Annotated in this window: 19 protein-coding genes and 1 tRNA gene; 11 read left to right on the forward strand and 9 right to left on the reverse strand. The window is 65.6% G+C overall.

Translation table 11 applies throughout. The annotated features are described in order from the left end of the window. Positions 1–15: 15 nt before the first annotated feature. Both ACVWW6_RS23350 and ACVWW6_RS23355 read left to right on the forward strand, forming a co-directional pair. Complete coding sequence (locus ACVWW6_RS23350; RefSeq protein WP_028175414.1) at positions 16–1,626, forward strand: ABC transporter substrate-binding protein; 1,611 nt, start codon at positions 16–18, stop codon at positions 1,624–1,626. A gap of 221 nt (positions 1,627–1,847) precedes the next feature. Continuing rightward, positions 1,848–3,443 (forward strand): glycosyltransferase family 39 protein, encoded by a 1,596-nt coding sequence (locus ACVWW6_RS23355; protein ID WP_456681444.1) that lies wholly within the window; start codon positions 1,848–1,850, stop codon positions 3,441–3,443. Positions 3,444–3,644: 201 nt separating this feature from the next. On the opposite strand, the gene ACVWW6_RS23360 is transcribed toward ACVWW6_RS23355, so the two are convergent. Beyond that, positions 3,645–4,895: a multidrug effflux MFS transporter gene (locus ACVWW6_RS23360; RefSeq protein WP_028175412.1), complete on the reverse strand. Its 1,251-nt coding sequence runs from the start codon at positions 4,893–4,895 to the stop codon at positions 3,645–3,647. Between the two features lie 276 nt (positions 4,896–5,171). Between ACVWW6_RS23360 and ACVWW6_RS23365 the strand changes: the two genes are divergently transcribed. Then, positions 5,172–6,128 carry a hypothetical protein gene (locus ACVWW6_RS23365; RefSeq protein WP_182872034.1) on the forward strand — a complete coding sequence of 319 codons (957 nt, stop codon included), beginning with the start codon at positions 5,172–5,174 and terminating at the stop codon, positions 6,126–6,128. A 96-nt stretch (positions 6,129–6,224) separates the two neighbouring features. Here ACVWW6_RS23365 and ACVWW6_RS23370 read toward each other — a convergent pair. Further along, positions 6,225–6,313 (reverse strand) — tRNA-Leu (locus ACVWW6_RS23370). A gap of 173 nt (positions 6,314–6,486) precedes the next feature. Here ACVWW6_RS23370 and ACVWW6_RS23375 point away from each other — a divergent pair. Beyond that, on the forward strand, positions 6,487–6,903 hold the full coding sequence (locus ACVWW6_RS23375; RefSeq protein WP_011088338.1) for a hypothetical protein: 417 nt from the start codon (positions 6,487–6,489) through the stop codon (positions 6,901–6,903). Positions 6,904–6,928: 25 nt separating this feature from the next. Here the strand turns inward: ACVWW6_RS23375 and ACVWW6_RS23380 are convergent, their stop codons facing one another. Together ACVWW6_RS23380 and ACVWW6_RS23385 are read right to left on the reverse strand one after the other, a co-directional pair. Then, on the reverse strand, positions 6,929–8,131 hold the full coding sequence (locus tag ACVWW6_RS23380; protein ID WP_182872033.1) for an FAD-dependent monooxygenase: 1,203 nt from the start codon (positions 8,129–8,131) through the stop codon (positions 6,929–6,931). Positions 8,132–8,150: 19 nt separating this feature from the next. Next, complete coding sequence (locus ACVWW6_RS23385) at positions 8,151–8,396, reverse strand: zinc-finger domain-containing protein (protein ID WP_007602543.1); 246 nt, start codon at positions 8,394–8,396, stop codon at positions 8,151–8,153. Between the two features lie 318 nt (positions 8,397–8,714). Between ACVWW6_RS23385 and ACVWW6_RS23390 the strand changes: the two genes are divergently transcribed. Further along, positions 8,715–9,851, forward strand: a complete 1,137-nt coding sequence (locus tag ACVWW6_RS23390) for a hypothetical protein (RefSeq protein WP_182872032.1) — start codon at positions 8,715–8,717, stop codon at positions 9,849–9,851. A gap of 35 nt (positions 9,852–9,886) precedes the next feature. After that, positions 9,887–10,642 carry an alpha/beta fold hydrolase gene (locus ACVWW6_RS23395; protein WP_182872031.1) on the forward strand — a complete coding sequence of 252 codons (756 nt, stop codon included), beginning with the start codon at positions 9,887–9,889 and terminating at the stop codon, positions 10,640–10,642. Here the strand turns inward: ACVWW6_RS23395 and ACVWW6_RS23400 are convergent. Continuing rightward, on the reverse strand, positions 10,628–11,998 hold the full coding sequence (locus ACVWW6_RS23400; RefSeq protein ID WP_182872030.1) for a hypothetical protein: 1,371 nt from the start codon (positions 11,996–11,998) through the stop codon (positions 10,628–10,630). The genes ACVWW6_RS23395 and ACVWW6_RS23400 overlap by 15 nt on opposite strands. A gap of 275 nt (positions 11,999–12,273) precedes the next feature. Here ACVWW6_RS23400 and cysE point away from each other — a divergent pair, with 275 nt between their 5' ends. Both cysE and ACVWW6_RS23410 read left to right on the forward strand, forming a co-directional pair. Further along, positions 12,274–13,098, forward strand: a complete 825-nt coding sequence (gene cysE / locus ACVWW6_RS23405) for a serine O-acetyltransferase (protein WP_028175407.1) — start codon at positions 12,274–12,276, stop codon at positions 13,096–13,098. Positions 13,099–13,223: 125 nt separating this feature from the next. Beyond that, complete coding sequence (locus ACVWW6_RS23410) at positions 13,224–13,442, forward strand: DUF3126 family protein (RefSeq protein ID WP_007602550.1); 219 nt, start codon at positions 13,224–13,226, stop codon at positions 13,440–13,442. A 50-nt stretch (positions 13,443–13,492) separates the two neighbouring features. Here the strand turns inward: ACVWW6_RS23410 and ACVWW6_RS23415 are convergent, their stop codons facing one another. Beyond that, on the reverse strand, positions 13,493–13,912 hold the full coding sequence (locus tag ACVWW6_RS23415; protein WP_011088332.1) for a PaaI family thioesterase: 420 nt from the start codon (positions 13,910–13,912) through the stop codon (positions 13,493–13,495). A 166-nt stretch (positions 13,913–14,078) separates the two neighbouring features. Then, entirely contained in the window at positions 14,079–14,786 is a 708-nt protein-coding gene (locus ACVWW6_RS23420) for a hypothetical protein (RefSeq protein ID WP_456681445.1), read from the reverse strand. A 222-nt stretch (positions 14,787–15,008) separates the two neighbouring features. Between ACVWW6_RS23420 and ACVWW6_RS23425 the strand changes: the two genes are divergently transcribed. Together ACVWW6_RS23425 and ACVWW6_RS23430 are read left to right on the forward strand one after the other, a co-directional pair. Then, a complete protein-coding gene (locus ACVWW6_RS23425) occupies positions 15,009–15,338 on the forward strand; it encodes a DUF6949 family protein (RefSeq protein WP_011088330.1) in 330 nt (109 codons plus the stop codon). An 86-nt stretch (positions 15,339–15,424) separates the two neighbouring features. Beyond that, on the forward strand, positions 15,425–15,955 hold the full coding sequence (locus tag ACVWW6_RS23430; protein ID WP_456681446.1) for a gamma carbonic anhydrase family protein: 531 nt from the start codon (positions 15,425–15,427) through the stop codon (positions 15,953–15,955). A 2-nt stretch (positions 15,956–15,957) separates the two neighbouring features. Here the strand turns inward: ACVWW6_RS23430 and ACVWW6_RS23435 are convergent, their stop codons facing one another. Further along, a complete protein-coding gene (locus ACVWW6_RS23435; RefSeq protein ID WP_165448165.1) occupies positions 15,958–16,122 on the reverse strand; it encodes a hypothetical protein in 165 nt (54 codons plus the stop codon). Beyond that, a complete protein-coding gene (locus tag ACVWW6_RS23440; protein WP_038967754.1) occupies positions 16,119–16,349 on the reverse strand; it encodes a hypothetical protein in 231 nt (76 codons plus the stop codon). The genes ACVWW6_RS23435 and ACVWW6_RS23440 overlap by 4 nt, the downstream gene beginning before the upstream one ends. A gap of 217 nt (positions 16,350–16,566) precedes the next feature. Here ACVWW6_RS23440 and ACVWW6_RS23445 point away from each other — a divergent pair, with 217 nt between their 5' ends. Beyond that, positions 16,567–16,965 carry a hypothetical protein gene (locus ACVWW6_RS23445; protein ID WP_060908083.1) on the forward strand — a complete coding sequence of 133 codons (399 nt, stop codon included), beginning with the start codon at positions 16,567–16,569 and terminating at the stop codon, positions 16,963–16,965. Positions 16,966–17,112 lie beyond the last annotated feature (147 nt).

Here is a 17,112-nt window from a genome sequence, read left to right on the forward strand (position 1 = left end):
CAGGAGAAACTCTTTATGTTCCACTTCATGCGCCGGGCGCCTCGCGCGTTCGCCTCCAAACTTGCGCTGTCGGTCGTCGCGCTCTCGACCGCACTGGCCTCGCCAGTGCTTGCAGCCGGCAAGACCCTCACCGCGGTAATGCATTCCGATCTGCGCATCATCGATCCGATCTTCACCACGGCCTATATCACGCGTGACCACGGCTACATGGTTTACGACACGCTGGTGGCCACCGATTCGAACTTCAAGATCCAGCCGCAGATGGCGGACTGGAAGATCTCCGACGACAAGCTCACCTACACCTTCACGCTGCGCGACGGCCTGAAGTGGCATGACGGTGCGCCGGTGACCGCGGAAGACTGCGTTGCCTCGCTGAAGCGCTGGGGCGCGGTCGACGGCATGGGCCAGAAGCTCATGGACTTCACCGCGAGCCTCGAGGCGACCGACGCCAAGACCATCACGTTGAAGCTGAAGGAGCCCTACGGCCTCGTGCTCGACTCCATCGGCAAGCCGTCCTCGCGCGTTGCCTTCATGATGCCGAAGCGCCTCGCCGAGACGCCGCCGGACAAGCAGATCCCCGAGCAGATCGGCTCGGGCCCGTTCAAGTTCGTGCAGTCGGAATTCCAGCCCGGCGTGAAGGCTGTCTACGTCAAGAACACCGATTACGTGCCGCGCAAGGAGCCGGCGAGCTGGACCTCCGGCGGCAAGGTGGTGAAGGTCGACCGCGTCGAGTGGATCACGATGCCGGACTCGCAGACCGCGGTGAACGCGCTGCAGTCGGGCGACATCGACTTCGTGGAGAACCTTCCGTACGACATGCTGCCGGTGCTGGAAGCGAACAAGGAGATCACGATCGAGGTCTCGAACAAGTTCGGCTTCCAGACGCTCGGCCGGATGAACTTCCTGTATCCGCCGTTCGACAACGTGAAGGTGCGCCGTGCTGCCTTTCTGGCGATGAACCAGAAGGACGTTCTCGATGCGCTCGTCGGCAACGCCAAATATCAGAAGGTCTGCGGCGCGTTCTTCGTGTGCGATACCCCGCTCGCGACCGACGTCGGCGCCGAGACCCTGGTGAAGGGCAATGGCATGGCGGAAGCCAAGAAGGCGCTCGCCGAGTCCGGCTATGACGGCACTCCGGTCGTGGTGATGGCGCCCGGCGACGTCACGACGCTCAAGGCGCAGCCGATCGTTGCGGCCCAGTTGCTGCGCGAGGCCGGCTTCAAGGTCGACCTGCAAGCGACCGACTGGCAGACGGTGGTGAGCCGCCGCGCCAGCCAGAAGCCTCCGAAGGAGGGCGGCTGGAACATGTTCTTCACCAACTGGGTCGCGGCCGACGTCTCCAACCCGATCGCCAATCTCTCGATCGGCGGCCAGGGCAAGAAGGGCGGCTGGTTCGGCTGGGCGGAAGACCCCAAGATCGAGCAGCTCAAGGATGCTTTCGTCCGCGCGCCGTCGGTCGACGAGCAGAAGAAGATCGCCGCCGACATCCAGAAAGAAGCCTATGAGCAGGTGATCTACGTTCCGCTGGGGCAGTATCTGCTGCCGAGCGGCTGGCGCAAATCGCTGAGCGGTGTGCTCGACGGGCCCGCAACGCCCCTGTTCTGGAACGTCGACAAGTCGGAATAGGCGGGCGGGTCCTTCCGCCTTTCGTCCGGATTATCACGCGGCGCCGCTGTCACCAGCGGCGCCGTTGTCGTTTGCCGGCTCGAGACGACCGTGGAGCCTTTAACTCTTCCAGTTTCCAATCATTGCTATTTGTTTCCAACCTGAAATAGATGTGCCGTCTTCGCGCATCACTTTCCCTGTCCCAACTGATTCCTGTGCCAGTCGATTTTGCATTCCAGGCGATGGCCGAACGGTCCGATCGCGCGCCGGCGCGATGGCGCCGGCCCTTCCTGCGCTGGCTCGACGGCGTCGAAGCGGGCTGGGCCGTGCCGCTTCTCATCGCCTGCTTCGTTGCGATCTGGACGCTCTATCTGGCCATCGCCTATGCCGGCGGCGGCCTGCACCCCGATACGCTCGAGGCCTGGACGCTCGGACGGAACTTTGCCTGGGGCTATCACAAGCATCCGCCGTTGATGGGGTGGGTCGCGGCGGCATGGACCTTCGTCTTTCCGCTCAGTGACGGGTCGCTGCAACTGCTGGCGATGGCCAATGCCGGGCTTGCGCTGTTCTTCGTCGATCTGATCTCGCGGCAGTTCGTGACCGGGCACAAGCGCATCCTGCTGCTGCTGCTGTTGATGCTGACGCCGGCCTATCAATTCCACGCCCAGCGCTTCAACGCCAATGCGGTGCTGCTCGCGACCTGGCCGCTGGCGACCTGGTGCTTCCTGCGCGCATTCGAGACGCGCGGCAAGCTGTGGGCGGTCGCTGTGGGATGCACGACGGCGCTCGCGATGGTCGGCAAATATTATTCGATCTTTCTCGTCGCGAGCTTCGCCTTTGCCGCGCTGGCGCATCCGGCGCGGCGCGCCTATTTCACCTCGGCTTCGCCCTGGATCTCGGTCGCCGTCGGGCTCGCGGCGCTGTCGCCGCACCTCTACTGGCTCGCGACGACGGGCGCGTCGGCCTTCACCTATGCGCTGGCTCACGCCAACGGCAACGCTGTGAGCTCGCTCGGTGAGGCGAAGAATTTCCTGCTGGGGCTGGCCGCGGCCATGAGCGTGTCGGCCGTGTCCTGGATGCTCATCGCCGGCACGCGGCTGAAGCAGTTTCCGGCCGACTTCATGGCAATGAGTCCGGGCCTGCGGCTTCTCCTCTACATTGCGATCGGCACGATCGTGCTGCCGGTCCTGACGTCGCTTGTGATGGGAACGGATCTGCCGTCGCTGTGGGCGTTGCAGGGGCTGTTCCTGTTCGTCATTCTCGTGGTCTGCGGCACGCGCTATCCGATCGAGCGGTTCTACACCGTCAACCTCGCGGTGACCGCGGCCGGCGTCGCGCTCGCCGCCGTCCTGGTCGCGGCCCCGATCCATGCCGTCTATCGCAACAATCACGGCTACGAAGAGGGCCGGAACTTCTACGCGCAGGCGGCCGGCGAATTGACGCGCGAGTGGCGCGAGCTGACCGGCGAGCCGCTGAGCGCCGTGAGCGGCGATGATGCGCTGGCTTTTGCGGCGGCATTCTATAGCCCCGATCATCCCTATTATGCACGGCCGCTCGCGTATCAATACATTTGGGGTTTGCCGCGCAAGAGGACGCTGGATCGCGGCTGGGCCGCGCTCTGTTTCCGCGGCCAGGACTATTGCAACCGTTGGATGGAACGGGTGTCCTCGGGCGCCGGACAGTTCGTCAGGCGTGAATTCACCGTGCAGGCCACGCTGTGGGGCCGGCCCGGTCTCACGCGGGAGGTGGTCGTGCTGATGGTGCCGCCGCGCGGAAGCAGCGCCGCGCCCGAGAGCAGCGCAAATGATTTCAGTGCGAGCCGGCGTCCGACGGAATAGGCTGCGCGCTCAACAATGGCTGTCGCGCAGCCGCTCGAGGCCTTCGCTTGCGAAAGGCGCGTTGAACGCAGCCTGCTCGGCGTTTGGCTCGGAACGCCCCGTATCAGGCCGATCCGGGGTGGGGTCTTCGCGGTGTTCCGGTTCCATAGCGGCGGCCTCTCGAATTGCTGCACTACAACATCGAGGCCGGCCGGAAGTTCCTCATGCGGTGGGGCGATGATGCGGCTTGAACAGCCGGCCCTTCTCCACCACCAGCACGATCGCGAGCGCAGCCAGCGTCGACAGGAAGAAGCCGACCGAGAACGGCAGCAGCGTGCCGTCAAAGCTCTGCCCGATCGCCATGCCGACCGCGATGCCGATCAGCGTCGTGATCGAGCCGTAGAGCGAGGAGGCGGTGCCGGCGATATGGCCCTGCGGCTCCATGGCGAGCGCGGTGAAGTTGGCGACCATCATGCCGAACGAGAACATCATCAGCGCCGACAGTGCCATGAACAGAGCAAGCGGCAGCATGTTCAGGATTTCGGTGACCAGCATGACGCTGGCGACCACGGCATAGAGCGTCAGGGCGCCGTGCGAGATCACGCGCATGCCGAGCCGCCCGACCAGCCTCGCATTGAGGAAGCCGGCAATGGCGGTGCCGGCCGCGATCGCAGCGAAGGCGAGCGGGAAGTAGTGGCCGAGGTGATAGACGCCGGTGAAGACCTGTTGGGCCGAGAACACATAGGCGAAGAGTGCGCCGATGACGCTGCCGGCGGCCGTCGCATAGCCGATGGTCTGGCGATTGGTCAGGGTCTGCCGGAACGCCGAGAGCACGTCGGCGGGCGCCAGCGACCTGCGTTCTGACTGAGGGAGGGTTTCGGGCAGCCGCAGCACGGACCATGCGAGCGCGAGCAGGCCGTACAGCATCAGCACGACGAAGATGCCGCGCCATTGCGTGACGAGCAGCACCGCCTGTCCGAACGACGGCGCGATCACGGGCACCGCGATGAACACCATCATGGCAAGCGACATCACGCTCGCCATGCGGCGGCCGACATAGCAGTCGCGCACGATCGAGGTCGCGATCACGCGCGTTGCCGAGGTGCCGAGCCCTTGCAGCGCGCGCGCCAGCAGCAGCGTCTCGAACGAGGGGGCGGCAACCGCCAGCACGCTCGCCACCGCATAGACCGCCATGCCGCCGAGCAACACCGGGCGACGGCCGAAACGGTCCGACAACGGACCCATGACGAACTGGCCCACGCCGAAGCCGATCAGGAAGGTCGACAGCACGAGCTGGAGATGGTTGGCGACGGGAATCTTGAAGGCGGTCCCGATATTGGGCAGCGCCGGCAGCATCATGTCCATCGCAAGCGGATTCAGCGCCATGATGGACGCGATCACGATGACGAATTCGGGAAAACCCATGGGCCGGTGTCCCGAGGACACCCAGCTGTCGGCATTGACGTCGGACAAGAAGCTCACCTCTGATTGGAAGGCTTTATGTATTGTCCATGCTGCGGCGCACAACCCATGTTTTGAGATGGCTGTCAGGCGGAGCGGGAGCGGACAAGGCTTGGTGAGGCCCGCCGTCGCTCCGGGACAGGTCGGCTGGGCGCGAGCGCCGTTGCACCGGCCACGCCGCCTGGAAGGCGTTCGGTCAACAGCCGACGAAGCGGCGCGGCGATACCACCCAAGGTGGCAGGATTCTTGCTACGGTATCCGTCGCCGGAATGGCTGCGGAGAACCGTGATGCTCTCTACGCAACGCTCGCTCGCGACGGCCCAGCTCGGCCGCAACAGCTTCGAGGAGATCTTCGAGTCCCGGACGCCGTTGCGTGAGGCCGCCCTGGAGTCGTTTCGCCGCAGGAACGCGGTGCTCGACGGAATCTTCTACGACATCGGCAAGGTGACCCAAGAGGAGGCCCGCGAAACGGCGCCCTGGCTCGCACGCGAGGGCGCAATCCTGATCGTCCCGCCATCCGGCGCCGGATCGCTCAAGCTCTGCAACACCGTGGAAGACTTCGCCAATGCTGGCGGCGCCGATGTCCGTATCCTGGCGGTGGCCGGCGTCGGCAGTTCGGCGCTGGGGGCGGCGGCCTTCGCACGGAATGTCGCCGACGCGTTTGGCGTGTCGGCTGCTGCCGTGGTGTCGGGCTACGGGCTTGCCGATCTCCTGACCGAGGCGCTCGGTGGCTGGTTCTGGTTCGGCACGCTCAACCGCCTGCGCCATCAGTTCGAGGAGCTGGACGACGTCAGCCGGGCGCTGAACCGGCCCGAGACCGTCAGTCCGCCGACATCACCGCTCGAACTCGGCCGCGTCAGCCTGGATACAAGGACGGTCATGGCTTTGCTGGCCGATGATCGCTTCAGCTTTTCGCTGGTGACCGGACACTCCAAGGGCAACCTCGTGGTCTCGGAAGCGCTGTACGAGCTCAGGGAGCAGCCGGCGATCGAACAGACCATTCCCGACGACAAGTTCTGGATTGTCACGGTGTCTGCGGCGGTCGCGATGCCGCCCCGGTACAAGAAGATCGTCGACGTGATGGGCACGATCGATGGCTTCGGCGCGCTCAACTCGACGCCGGGAATCTCGATCGAGAAGTCGTGCCCGTTCAGCTGGCACCACACCAACACGGATTTGCCGCTTCACCTGCCGGTCACGAAGGTGTTCAGGGAGCTCAGGGTCGAGCGGAATGTCGCCGTCTGAGCCACGCCGGGACTCGAAATGACGGGTCGCGCGTCGGGACGAAAGCGATGCGATTGCAGCGGGGCGCATCCGCCGTCCTCGCGCCGTCAACTCTCGTGGTGCGGGCAGCCGGGGTCGAACCGGCACAGCGCTTGCGCACCGAGGGATTTTAAGTCCCTTGCGTCTACCAATTCCGCCATGCCCGCTTGATCCAACGAGATCAAACACTTAAGTCCACCTTCGGCCGTTTGGAATTGGCGCTTCGCGGGCCGGGTGGGTGGTTCTTCCTTAAGCGAGCCGGCCGCACAAGGCAAAGCCTCAATCCGGACATCTGTTGCTGCTTTAGGCATTCTCAATCCACGGGGACTATTCATCCGGCATGGTTGCTTCGCTTTCCCATCGCCTGCGCTTTTGCGGCGCGCTTTTCGTGCTGCTCGCGGGCGGCGCGCTGTCCGGCTGCGCGAGCATGAGCGAGACGGTCGCTCCGGCGTTTGCCGATCCGGCAAGATACGATCTGTATGATTGCAAGCAGCTCGAGTCCGAGCGCAAGGGGCTCGCCAGCCGCACCGCGGACTTGCAGAGGCTGATGGACAAGGCGCAGACCGGCGCCGGCGGCGCCGTCGTGGCCGAACTCGCCTATCGCAACGAGTACGTCGCGGTGCGCGGTCAGGCGCAGCTGGCCGAAGAGGCCTGGCGCCGCAACAGGTGCCGCGAAACGCCGCCCGAGCCGGCACCGGCTGCTGCGCCTGCGGCTGCCGCCAAGCCTGCGCCGAAATCCGGGAAAGCGGTCCGCTGAAGCGCCGCGCCTGCAGCGCTTCGCATCAGGGGCGCCAGCCGTAGATCCAGTCCTGCCGCGCCAGCATGCGCTCCGGGCCGAGCGCCCGGATCGCAACATCGCGCACGATCGCGAGCGGTCCGCTGAAATGATAGATGCGGCCCTGCTGCCGTGCGGTCCGCTGCACCCGTCGCACGCGCGCCTGGCGTGCGCGGCCATATTGCTTCAGCGCTGCGACGATGCCGTCCGTGCTCTCGGCAGTCTCGGGGCTCAGATGCTGTGCCAGCACGGCGGCATCCTCGATCGCCATGCCGGCGCCTTGCGCGGCGAACGGCAGCATCGCATGCACGGCGTCGCCGAGCAGCGCGACCGGGCCTTTGCTCCAGGGGCAGCCGTCGGGCACGCCGAACAGCGCCCATTTGCGCCAGCTATCGACTGCGGCGAGCATCATCCGCGCCTGCGACGGCCAGCGCGGCGCGGCGAACGCATCCATCACCTCGCGCGGATCGCCGGGCGTGCTCCAGCCCGGCCTGTTCCAGGTGCCAGGCAGCACCGCGACCACGTTGATCTGTCGTCCGCCCGCGATCGGATAGGCGACGAGGTGGGCGTTCGGGCCCATCCAGAGCTGGACCCGGCGCGCGGTGTAGTCCTTCGGCAGCTGCGTGGCGTCGAGTGTGCCGCGCCAGGCGATCAGCCCGGAGAAGCGCGGCTGCACCTCGGGAAACAGATGCTGGCGTACCGTCGACCAGATGCCGTCGGCGCCGATCAGCGCGCTGGCGAGATCGCTGCGGCGGATCGTGCCGCTGCGATGGACGACGGTCAGCCCCTTGGCATGAGGCGCGACGTCTTCGAAGGTCGCACCTAGCTTCAGGTCGATGTCGGGATGGTCGGAGACCGCGCCGGCGAGCGCGGATTGCAGGTCGGCACGGTGCACCACCCAATAGGGTGCGCCGGCGCGCACCGACGCCGCTTCGCCGAGCGGCATGCGCAGGAGTTCGCCGCCTGCTCGCGCGCTCATGATCGAGACCGCCTCCGGGACGACGGCACGCAGCTTGAGCCGTTCGGTCAGGCCGAGTCCGACCAGCACGCGGCTCGCATTGGGGGAAAGTTGCAGGCCCGCACCGACTTCCTCGAGGCGCTCGGCTTTTTCCAGCACGACGATACGGAAGCCGCGGGCGGCCAGCGCAAGCGCGGCCGTCAGTCCACCGATTCCGGCTCCGGCAATGACAATCGTTCGGGAGAGCGCCACCCCTGACCGGTGGACGCGGTCAGGCCACCTTGTCCTTCAGGACGCATTCCGGCGGACGGGCTTCGCCGGCCTTCAGGTCGGCCGCGAAGCGGTACAGCGTCGAGCAGTAGGGGCAGATGATCTCGTTGTCGTTGCCGAGGTCGAGGAAGACGTGAGGATGATCGAACGGAGGGTTGGCGCCCACGCACATGAACTCTTGCGAGCCGATCTCGATGACGGGAACACCGGCATCGTTATGGAAGTGCGGGACGACATGGTCGGACATCGTAACTCATCCTGGAGTGGCAGTGGCGGCAGACACAATCACAACTGACGCGGCATCTTTGAGGCGCCGCGGACCATACTGGCGGGTGCAGATGATTGCTAGCCCGGCGGAACCGAAAGGTTCGCAACTGCCCCATGCTCATTTGCTCATGCAAATTCGACACAATCTTGCGGCCTGAGAGAAGCCCTTCTTTCGTCGGGGACGTTGTGTCGCAATTTTGGCATACTATGTCTGTGGACGAGTGGAATTGGGGCAAAAGATCAACCTTCGGGCGCAAACGATCCAGGCAAACGATCTGGGAACATCCGGGCTCTTGGCATGAAGTGGCTGCGAATCAGCACAGCGTTGACCGGCATCGCGGCATGCAGCTTCATGCTCGCGCAGGTCGCGCCGCACGCCCGCGAGGCCGGCGCGATTCTCGCCGCCCAGGATGATCCGGCCGCGCTGTCCGAGCTGAAGCTCGACGCCGTACTGCGACAGAACGACCGCCTGGTTCAGGATAACATCGAGGCCGCGCTCGCCGCCGGCGATGCCGATCTCGCCGACAGTTTTGTCGCGCTGGCGCGTGACCGCAACATCGCGGTGCCCGACGACCTCCTCGCCAGGGTGAGCGATGCGGTCAAGGAGGAAAACTCCACCTCGCATTTCGCCAGGCGCTTCGCGACCGGTCTCGTCACCGGCAGCGCCGACGATGTCGCAAGCCTGTCCGGAACCGTGGTCGGCGATCTCTTCGTGATCGGCGACGTCAGGGACGTCGTGCGCGAGGGCAAGCATCTCGCCATGGGCGAGGACACCGACCGTCTGGTGCTGGGCCTTGCAGCCGCGGGCCTTGCGGTGACGGCGGCAACCTATGTGTCCATCGGCGGCGCCGCGCCCGTGCGCGCCGGCCTGACGCTGGTGAAGGATGCGCGGAAAGTCGGGCGGCTCGGCGAGGGCCTCGCGGCCTGGGCCGGCCGGTCCGCGCGCGAGTTTGTCGACACGCCGATGCTCCAGAACGCGGTGGCGTCCGGCTCGGTGCTGCGGCCGGGCCAGACCGTGAGCGCGATCAAGGCCGCGTTCCGGGCCGAGAAGGCAGGTGCCCTGGTCCGGCTCGGCAAGGACGTCACGCGCGTTGCCGAGAAGACCGGCACGCGCGGCGCGATGGACAGCTTGCGTATCGCCGAGGGCCCCAAGGACGTCGCGCGCGCGGCGCGGCTTGCCGAAGCGCAGGGCAGCAAGACCCGCGCGATCATGAAGCTCTTGGGCCGCGGCGCGCTGTTGCTCGTCGGCGGCGCGTTCGATCTTGCGCTCTGGCTGTTCGGTGCGGTGCTGACGCTGTTCGGCCTGTTGTCTTCGATCAAGGCCACCACCGAGCGCCTGACGCAGGCCTGGTGCGATCGCAGACGGGCGAGGCGGCTTCGCCGGGCGCAGGTCGCCGCCGAAGCCGCTCTGGCAAGTGCGGCCGGTCCGGCCTAGAATCAACCCTTCCCCTCAACACCGCGGAATATCTGATGCCGAGCTTTCACAACGGCGCCGTTGAAATTGCCTATCTCGACGAAGGCGAGGGCGATCCGATCATCCTGGTGCACGGCTTTGCCTCCAGCAAGAACGTGAACTGGGTCTATCCGACCTGGGTCTCGGAGCTGCGCAAGAACGGCCGCCGTGTCATCGCACTCGACAATCGCGGCCACGGCGAAAGCGCAAAGCTCTACGAGCCCGCGCAATACTCGATCCCGACCATGGCCGGCGACGTGCTCGCGCTGATGGACCATCTCGCCATCCCGCAGGCCGACATCATGGGCTACTCGATGGGTGGGCGGATGACGGCGTGGCTCTCCCTGAACGAGCCGCAGCGCCTGCGCTCGGCGATCCTCGGCGGCATCGGCATCGGCGGCCTGATCGAGGGCACCGGGCCCGGCGAGAATGTCGCGAAGGCGCTGGAAGCCCCCACGCTCGACGACGTCTCCGATCCCGTGGGGCGCACCTTCCGCGCGTTTGCCGATCAGACCCGCTCTGATCGGAGGGCGCTCGCCGCCTGCCTGCGCGGCACGCGCGACCTCATGACCAGGGGCGAAGCTGCACGCATCGACGTGCCCGTGCTGATCGCGGTCGGCTCTACCGACGACGTCGCTGGCTCGGCCAGCGCGCTCGGCGCCATCATTCCGGGCTCGGAAGTGCTCGACATTCCGGGCCGCGATCACATGCGCGCGGTCGGTGACAAGGCCTACAAGACCGGCGTGCTCGATTTTCTCTCACGCCGCGGCTGAGCCTTTAGGTTCCTCGTCGCCGAACGCGCGCGCCAGCGCCATCAGCACCACGAAGGTCGCAACCCACACCATGCGCGCGCCGTAGCGGTCGTGCGGACCGGAGATGACGGCGCAGATGAAGGCGTTGCCGAGCAGCGCGAGCGTCACCGTCGCCGCCAGCAACGTCAGATCGTCGAGCCGGCGGCGCGCCAGCGCATGCGCGAGCAACCCGACCAGCGCCAGCATCGAGGCCAGCGCGACGGGAACATGCAGCCAGTTGACGTAGTCGAAATTGACATCCCATTGCTGTTGCCGCGCCGCGCGCATCGGCGCGATCTGTGCGGGGATGTAGCGCTCGATGATGCCGTAGGTGTGCGGGATCCAGCCGCTGGTGCCTTCGCCGGTCGCCACGTGCAGCAATTGCTGGCCGACCGCCCGCAGTGCGGCGCCGGCCTGCCAGGCCGGATAGTCGGCGAGCGAGTGCACGACGATATAGCTCATCTCGTCGTTCATGCCCTCAAACCGGCCGAGCGTGTTGAACACGCTCTTGCCCCACAGGAATTCGTCGGCGGTCGCCGGCAATTCGTTCCGATAGGGACAGAGCTTGAAGCTCTCGCGCGGGCAGTGGTCATTGAGATAGCGCTCGACGATGCCGTCCTGCATCATGCGGCCGAAGGCGACGCCGTAGCCGCCCGGCGTCCAGGCCCATTTGCCCGACAGCGCATGGTTCGCCGAGACCAGCATCAGGCCGCCCGCGACGATGGTCATGCTCGCCTGCGCCAGTCCGGCGAGCGGAAGCCTGCGGCCCACGAACGGCCGCGCCATCCAGCCGGCGAGGCAGAGTCCGAGCAGCACGCCGAGCGTGGCGCTGTGGGTTGCGGCGGCAAAGGCGGTGAAGACGAACAGCGCGATTTTTTCGTGCGGCGACGTGCGCTGGGCTCCGACGACGAGAAGGAACAGCGACAGCACCGACAGTCCCGCGAAGATGTCCGTGAGCAGCATGCTGGCCAGCCAGGGTAGCGCGGTCGACAGGATCAGGAGCAGGCCGATCGCGACGAAGCGGAACGTCTGCAACAGGCCGAGGACGCGCAAGCTGAGCTGCAACAGCCACAGCGTCGCCAGCGACTGGATCGCGAGGTTGATCCAGAAGCCGAAGCTTTCGCCGGAGTGGAGATAGAGGCCGAACACGGTGGACCGGCTGGGGACGAGATAGCCCTCGTACCAGCGCGCCAGATAGCCGCCGGTATCCCACTGCAACAGCGGATAGCCGTTCCAGAACGCCGGCGCGATCATCAGGAGGGGTAGGGCCAGAGCGGCGAGCCGCACCCAGAGCGAGCCTGCGGGGCGCGCGCGCAAATGATCGGTGGTGGTGGTCAAATCCGCTCCGTCGTCGTCCGGACCATGCCTGCAATAAGGGGTGCGAGAGAATTCACCAATAGTTTGACGCTGCCCGGCTTGAATTTGGCAAAACCCTGACCACTTTTAGCCGACCTTGCCGCCTGGGGGCGTCAGAAGAAATTGTTGTGTTTCAACGCGTTGGCGGCTTTCGCGGGGCAAGGTGCTGTTCACTCTCAGGCAAGCCCGTCAGGACTTTGTCGCCTAGACTGTGCTATAGAACCAACAAAACGAGCCCATTCGAAAGAGCAGATCCCATGGCAGTGCATCAGGTCAATCCGGGAGGAAAGCTCGCATCCCTCGATCCGATCTGGGACCGGATCCGGAGCGAAGCGGAGGACATCGTCCATCGCGAGCCGGAGCTTGCGACCTTCATCTATTCGACGGTGCTGCATCACAGCCGTCTCGAGGATTCGGTGATCCATCGTCTCGCCGACCGGCTCGATCATTCCGCGCTGTCGGGCGATCTCGTGCGCCAGACCTATGACGAGGCGCTGCGCGACGATCCCGATCTCGGCAACGCCTTTCGCGCCGACCTCGTCGCCGTCTACGATCGCGATCCCGCGACCTCCCGCTTCATCGATCCGTTGCTCTACTTCAAGGGCTTCCACGCGATCCAGACCCATCGCCTTGCGCACTGGCTCTGGCTGAAGGGCCGCAAGGATTTCGCGTATTATCTCCAGAGCCGCGCCTCTGCGGTGTTCCAGACCGACATCAATCCCGCCGCGCGCATCGGCCGCGGCATCTTCCTCGACCATGCCACCGGCTTCGTCTGCGGCGAGACGGCGGTGATCGAGGACGACGTCTCGATCCTGCACGGCGTCACGCTCGGCGGCACCGGCAAGGAGAACGAGGACCGTCATCCGAAGATTCGCCATGGCGTGCTGATCGGCGCGGGCGCGAAAATCCTCGGCAACATCGAGATCGGCCATTGCGCGCGCATCGCGGCCGGCTCGGTCGTGGTCAAGCCCGTGCCGCACAACGTCACGGTCGCGGGCGTGCCCGCCAAGATCGTCGGCGAGGCCGGCTGCGCCGAGCCGTCGCGCACCATGGATCAGATGATCAACGCGATGGGGCTTTGAGCTCAAGAAGAGGGGCCGGATTCTCCGGCCCTGTCCGTCCCCAAATTCTTTGGCAATTCATGCTGGCGGTTCGTCGCGTCTCGGCCTAAAACCCCGCCAACCCAGATTTCGATTGGAGACTTGCCGTGGACGTCAAGGAAGTAAGGAAGCTCGACGCGTATCTGAAACGCGTATTCGGCAATCCCAAGATCCGCGTCGTGCCGCGGCCGAAGAAGGACGATTCCGCCGAAGTCTATATCGGCGAGGAGTTCATCGGCGTGCTGTTCGTCGACGACGAGGACGACGATCGCTCGTTCCAGTTTCAGATGGCGATCCTCGAGGACGATCTCGTCGATCAGGAATAGCGCGGCGATCTTGTCGCTCAATGGGGCCGCGCACACCGCGACCCCTCATTCTATTTCCTTGTAAGAATGCGCAGCCGCGCCGTGGCATCAGCGACAGTGATGTCCTCTGCATCGACGAGGTCGGCTTGCACGACCATGTCGCGCTCCGTCCGCTCGATGACCCGTGCCCGCGCCGTGATCGGTCCGACCGTTGCGGGCTTCAGAAAGCGTGTGTCCAGGCTCCGCGTGATCACAGTCTGGTCAGGGGATAGCGCTGCGAGCGCGCAGATCCCGGTGGCGGAGTCCAGCATCGCCGCAAGGAATCCGCCCTGGATGGTCCCATGCCTGTTGGTGAATGCGGGTTGAGCCTGGAAGCGGATCAGCGCATGCCCGCTCTCGTCGAAGCCGAGCCATTCGCGCCCCAGCAGCTGGGCACCGGGTGGGAGATGTGTGGCCGCATCGTTCAATCGGTTACCCCATGCTGACATCATGCCCCTGTCTTGCCCGACGGGTCAAGCGCGACTTCGAAAAATGCGAAAATGCTCTATGCTGCCGATGTTTGGCTACTGTGCATGGGGTTGTTTTCGACATTTTTTATCGGGAGGCCCCTAAGCCCGTCCCGGCAAACTGGTCTCGCCACGGGCGTAGAGGTCGCGCTCAGCTCTTCGGCCCGCGCAACTGCGCCGTCAGCTTTTCCATCGCGTCCGCCGCGTCGCGCCACTGCGACAGCCAGCTGCGCGGAAAGCGGAAGGTGAGGTCGGCGCCGCCGACGCGGCGCTCGGAGAGGCACATGCCGGGCGTGGCCGCATCGCGCGTGCAGCGTGCGGTCAGCGCGGGGCTTGCGGCAGAATAGAGATCCTCGCTGCCGTAAGGTGTGTCGGCGCGAAACATCCGCATCGTCAGCCCGTCCTCGGGCATCGTCGCGCCCGGCTCGAGATAGCGCGGATAGATCGTGGCGGTCCGCTGCTCGGGCGAGAGCGCATCGTGATGGGCCGCGATCGACAGGAAGATGCGGTCGATCGGCAGCAATGCCGCATCCACCGTGTCGGCGCTGACGTGCTTCGGCGTGCCGGGCGGCTCCAGCGAGGGATAGAGGAAGTCGAGATCGATGCGCTCCTGCGGCCCCGAGTGCCGCTGGATCTTCATCCGGATTGCCGTCGTCGGCAGGTTGAACAGCGTGCCGCCGACGCTCACCGGCAGCTTGTCGGGGGCGTTGGCGCCGCTGGTGCCCCAGGTCGGCCACAACAGATAGGCGACGAGCGCGACGGCGCACACCGCCGCCGCGCCGCCGAGCACGATCGGGACGATATGCGCCCGGGTGCGCGTCCGGGGGGACCGAGGGGAGGCTGCCGAAAACACCGTCATGACTAGCGCGCGTGGGCTCGTGGTCGGCCGATGGCCGACGAATCAGCGGCGAATATGCCATGCGGCGGCGATTTCGCGGAGCGTTCCCCGGCTGCGGGGAAAGGGGGAGGGCCCTGCGCCGGATGGCCGGCGGCGTTAACCTTCCCTTAAGGATAATGTAGCGTTAACCGGCACTATTTGTCACAGGAAAGCTCCGGCGTTGCGTAAGGGCGGACCGTTCCGATGACACCTGAAGCTCTCAATTCCTTCTTCTCGATTGGCATCGGTTTCGCGCTCGCTGGCGCACTCGTGAACGGATACCAGGCGGTCGCGCAGCGGCCCGCCGGCTTCGGCCTGTTGCAGGACGGCGTGGCCCCGAAGACCTTCGCGGCGGTGCCGTTCCTGGTGTTCGCCGCACCCTTCATCATCATGCGCAACACGCTGCGCGGCATGCGGCTGGAAAGCCGTCGCCTCGAATTCGTGATGATGGCGACCGTCATCGCCGGCTTCTGGAGCATGATGAGCGGCACCTTCTTCCTGATGACGCTGCGGGCGACCGGCGTCCTGGGCTGACGCTTTGCAGGGCTGCCGGTGCGGGTGGCCCTTTGCCTCCGCGCCGCCGTTTCGCTATGCCAGTCTCAGCGTGACAGGAGACCTCCATGGCGATCTACGAGCTCGACGGGCAGGCGCCCGATCTTCCCGCCGACGGCAACTATTTCATCGCGGAGACCGCAACCGTGATCGGCCGCGTGCGCCTGAAGCCGGGGGCGAGCGTCTGGTTCGGCGCGGTGCTGCGCGGCGACAATGAATGGATCGAGATCGGCGAGGGCGCCAACGTGCAGGACGGCTCGACTTGCCACACCGATCTCGGCTTTCCGCTTGTCATCGGCAAGAACTGCACCGTCGGCCACAACGTCATCCTGCACGGCTGCACGATCGAGGAGGGTGCGCTGATCGGCATGGGTTCGATCGTGATGAACGGCGCGAAGATCGGCCGCAACAGCATCGTCGGCGCCGGTTCCGTCATCACCGAGGGCAAGGAGTTTCCCGAACGCTCCCTGGTCATCGGCTCGCCCGCGCGCGTGATGCGCACGCTCGACGATGCCCAGGTGCAGAGGATGGGAAGCGCGGCGAAGTTCTACGTCGCCAACGGACCTCGCTTCACGAAGGGCCTGAAGCGGATCGGGTGAATTCAGCTTCCTTCTGACTCGCGCGCTTCCATCGCGCCTGCGCCCTTCTCGTGCCCCGCAGCCCAGAGCGCATGTTCGTCGCTGCCGTCCGAGTAGGGATTGGCCTCGGCCGGGATGTTGTCGCGCGCGGCGCGCTCGCCTTCTGCAAATGGATCGCGATCGGTCATCGTGATTTGGCCTTTCCGGACTTCGGACGCGCGGCCGGCTTGTCCGGTTCGGCGCCGAGCCTGGCGCTCTTGCGCAACGCGTCCCGGAGATCGATGGGGATGCCATGCTTCTTCAGCAGGTCGGCGAAGGCTTCATCCGCAAGCTCTTGGAACGTCGCCATCCGGTCACGTCCCAGCTGCTTGAGCTTGTCGAACGTGTCCTCGTCGAACGCGATCAGTTTGCGCATGATCGGGCCTGCCTCCTCGTTTCAAGCTGATGTGACGGCATTTGTTCCGGAACGGTCGTGGTCCGGACCGTCTGCTCGACAAGAAGATGAAGAGCATCTGCCGCGGCCGCTGATGCTCGCGCGGAAGTGAGTCAGGATGGCTGTCACGAGTGCCCCGATAGCATTAGCTTGATCCTGCGTTGAAGCGTGGAGCGTGTCCACGCGGAGGATCGAGTAGATGCTACGGAAGATGATGATGGCGGCGCTGACCGTCGCGGCGGTCGGGCTCTCGGCGCCGCAGGCGGCCCAGGCGGGCGGCGGTTTTGGACATGGCGGCTGGGGCCATGGCGGCGGCTGGGGCCACGGTGGTGGCGGCTGGGGCCATGGCGGTGGCGGATGGGGCCATGGCGGCCATTGGCACGGCGGCGGCTTCTGGCCCGGCCTCGCCATCGGCGCGGGCATTGCCGGTGCCGGCTACTACGGCGGCTATTACGGCTATGGGTACCCCTATTACGGCGACCCGTATTATTATGGTACCGGCTACGATAATGGCGGCTATGGCGGCTGCTATGTCGTGCGCAAGCGCGTGATGACGCCTTCGGGATGGCGATACCGGCGCGTCGACGTCTGCGAGTGAGGCGGGAAGACCTGCCAGCCTGCTAAAAAACAAGGTCGTTGACGCAGTATACCGTCAACGACCTTGCCAGCCCCGGATATTGAAATCGGCTCACGCCATCCGGTAGCGGAGAGCATGGCGTGGAATCATACGGGCAAATGTGATCCA

Source organism: Bradyrhizobium sp. USDA 3311 (assembly GCF_054062495.1).